2 protein-coding genes are annotated in these 3,597 nt (G+C 57.9%); both read right to left on the bottom strand.

Annotated elements, in window-relative coordinates:
- Positions 1-435 (bottom strand): integrase core domain-containing protein (locus tag AWB67_RS35080; RefSeq protein ID WP_143328463.1); only part of this gene is annotated, 435 nt, incomplete at its 3' end.
- A 961-nt stretch (positions 436-1,396) separates the two neighbouring features.
- Entirely contained in the window at positions 1,397-3,517 is a 2,121-nt protein-coding gene (locus tag AWB67_RS35075; RefSeq protein WP_087660507.1) for a hybrid sensor histidine kinase/response regulator family protein, read from the bottom strand.
- Between the last annotated feature and the right edge of the window lie 80 nt (positions 3,518-3,597).

Below are 3,597 nucleotides of genomic sequence, written 5' to 3'. Positions count from 1 at the left end.
GCAACGACGATCCCGTGAAAACCCCCGCTTCTTCAGCACAGCCTTAGGCGGCTCTTTGAGGGTGGCTGCCTGACGGGCTTCCAGGGGTAACATAAAGCCCAGTTTTTCGAGACGCCAATGGCGGTTATAACGATCCTTGAACTCAATGACCGCAGCCCACACTTCCTCCAGGTTCCTGAAGACGCGACCATGAATGGCCTGTTCTTTCAGCGTCCGGTTGAAGCGCTCGGCGACGCCATTCGTTTCCGGCTCGGCGACGAAGGCGAAGCTTGGGGTGACACCCCAGAACTTAACCTGGTTGAGGAAGTCGTCGGCCGTGTATTGCGAGCCGTTATCCATACGCAGCCGCGCCCAGACGTTGCGGTGGCCTTCACCGGTGAAGGGCGAGGCCGCCAGATCGGCCCAGATGGCCTCCAGCAGGTCGGCGTCGGGCATCTTGGTTTCGGGCCGCGCCGCTGTGCCACGAGTGGCACCTGGCCGGTATCGATGCCGGCCTGAAGGAGCGCGAGAGCGATCCGCTAGAGGTCAGGCTTGGTGAGGCGACCCGGCGCATTGGCGAGCTGGTCATGGAAAACGAGTTGCTGCGCAAGGAGCGGCAGGCCCGACACCCTTTGGTCAACCGGAGGTCGTCGAAATGAGCCGCACGATCTCCGCTGGCACCGGCAAGCCTTATGGGTTGGAGCGAGTCTGCCGGGTGCTCGAAATTCCGCGTTAACTCCGTTTCCAGACACACTTTTACCCCAAATTCTTGTCCAGAAAAATCGGAGGCGGTTCACGGATGGGGTGTATCAACGCGACAGCGCCTGCGTCGCGCTCCCTTGCCCATATTAGTCCGACAGGTCATATGGTACAACGCCTTGGTTTTTAACCTCCCTTATTGCCGAACGACGCTCGTGCCAAGGACATCAGGGCTTCTCGAGGACGTTAGTCGAAGCAAATGCCGACTTGAGGGCAGGCCGCGTACCTGCTTTCGAGACGTGCAACAACAATTGGAGGCGTTGAGATAGGTGACCTTGCCCGTCTCTGCGAATCCTTGCTGCGGAATTTCGCGACTCCGCCTCGCTGAGTCAAGAGCAATCCGATTCCCCGTAATGCGCTCTAAAGTGCGCGCTGAGCTTAATCGACTCCAACTGGCGGGCTATGAGTCGGGCAGCGGCGACGGACCAAGCTATCCCGAACATCCAAGCTGCCGAGGCGCGTGTCTCAGCGAGAGCGAGCGGCGCTGCAACCGGTTACGGTCGAGCGGTCAGCGGGTCGTCGACATCCGGGGCCAGTGCAGCGGTTTGGCCCGCTTCCGCGACCGACATGAGCAAGGTTTACTTCGGCGGCCAATAAAGCCCGCGTCTATTGAATGGATAGGGCAAAACAGCAGACCGTCGGCCTCACGGTTGAGCAGTTATTTTCCGCTACTGCTCAGCAGTGCACGCAACTCGTCAATGTTAAAAGGCTTTGCGAGAATGATTATTCCGCCAAGTTTTGCACGTTCAAGCTCGTTCGCGTATCCGGTCATAAGCGCGAACTTTTGTGCGGGCCACATGCTCTTGACCTTCTCGGCGAGGTCGATGCCGCTCATCTTTCCTGGCATTTGCACGTCGGAAAGTATGAAATCGAACACGGCGCCGCTGACGAGCACGTCGAGCGCTTCGTCGGCTGTCCTTTCGTGGCGCGCGGTACATCCGAGCACTTCCAGCACTGCGCAAAGGCCCGCGGCTACCTCCTCGTTGTCTTGTACGATAAGCACGTGGTCCGATGCCGGCGTAGCCGCAGGAACGGGCCCGGGCAGCGGCGGTTCTTCAGTCACTTCCATCCCAGAGTAGCGCGGCAGGTAAAGGAACAGGGTTGTGCCTTCCCCAGGCTCACTCTCTAGCTTGGCTGTGCCACCCGACTGCTCACATGTTGCTATCACTTGCGCTAGCCCAAGACCAGTGCCGGCACCATGTGCCTTCGTGGTGAAGAGCGGTTCGAACGCGTGCTGCTTGGCCGACGGCGACATTCCATGCCCGTTATCGGAGAGGGCTATCATCACGTACTCTCCGACCGGCAACGCCTTCTCAGCACGCGTTATAGAGATATTTCGGCACTGAACGGAGAAGACGCCTCCGTCAGGCATGGCGTCTCTCGCATTGACCGCGATGTTCATGATAGCCGACTCAAGCTCAGTGACGTCCACCTTGACACGCCAGGTGTCCGGCGTCACATGCAACCTGAACTCAATTTTTTCAGTGAGCGCCGTCTGTATGATGTTGGTTGCACTCGGAAGCCATGCCGGCAAGTCAAGGAATTCAAGCTTAAGAGGTTGCTTGCGAGCGACGCTCATCAGGCGGCGAGCGAGGCCTTCGGCTCCGACGGTTGCGCGCTTTACCGCTGCGACTTCCCTATGCACATTCGTACAGTTCTTCCGGGTGGCCAGTTCCACATTAGCAGATACAACCATCAATAGGTTGTTGAAGTCGTGAGCGACGCTCGCAACTAGATTGCCAAGCGCCCCCATGCGCCGGAGCTGACGGCTGGACGCTTCAGCTGATTCGCGTTTTATCCATTCATCGCGCCAGTGCTCCCATGCGGCTTGCTCCGTCCTCAACTGACGAAGCGAGAAGAGTATCAACGACCAGAGTCCAAGGCAGGGCACAAGACTGAGGCTTGCTAAAACGATGAAATGACTACGCCATTCTTTTAGTATTGCAGTGGTAGCGTAGCCACTGGCAACATAAAGGGGATAGTCCCCAACTCGACGAAATGACAGAATTCGCTCCACTCCGTCTACGGTGGAAATGATATTAAGGCGACCTGCTCGAACTGCGCGCGCCAGTGTCGTAGCGAAGGGGACATTCGGAGCTGGATTGTTACTCGCACTTATGTCTGGAAGCCTCGCCAGAATGTTGCCGTCCAGACGGTACAAGCCGACTAGTAGAGCCGGGTTGTCGGCGGTTAGGTCGCGGTAGAAATCGCTGAAATATTGACGTCTTACCGCGATGGACACTACCCCGAGGAAATCTCCCTCTTTGGTAACGCGAGCCATATTCATCGTGAAGACGTCCGACTGTATAACCGTCCCTGATAGCGGCAGGGAAAAGTAGGGCTTTGGCGCGTACGCGCGTGCCGCGCGGAAGTCCTCGCGACCGGAGACTGAAACTTGTGGCGCGGGAAAGAAGCGGCTGCTCGCTAGCAAGTCGCCGTTCCTGCCAAACACGGATATCGCCGCGAGTTGTGGGTAGTCGCTTGCGATTGCATTGAGTCTGCTGTACACGCGACCCTCATCCCCGCGGATTTTCAGGTCATCGCTATCACCAAGAAGGTCGAGAGTGCGCGTTTCGATTTCGTTGTTCAGGTCCGCTATTTTCAGCGCGTGTTCCTGTGCGACCCTGGTCAGGCGGTCTACGATGTTAAGCGCATCTGCAATGCGCCGTTGGTAGTCGAAATATCCATAGCCTGCCATGCACAACAATGGTACTAGAATTGACGAAATGAGAACGATGACGAGTACGCGCCGCGTCGCCGCGAAGTTGCGCGACGGCATCGGCGCCACCGGCTCACTACTTTTGTTAGCTGGCAAGGTCGCACGCTCCGCGCGGAGGTCACTACCGTAGTGCCCTATGG

It is taken from the genome of Caballeronia terrestris, assembly GCF_001544515.1.
GTDB classification, from domain to species: Bacteria; Pseudomonadota; Gammaproteobacteria; order Burkholderiales; family Burkholderiaceae; genus Caballeronia; species Caballeronia terrestris.
The sequence above is the reverse complement of the archived record's forward strand: the minus strand, read 5'-3'. Positions and strand labels throughout refer to the sequence as shown.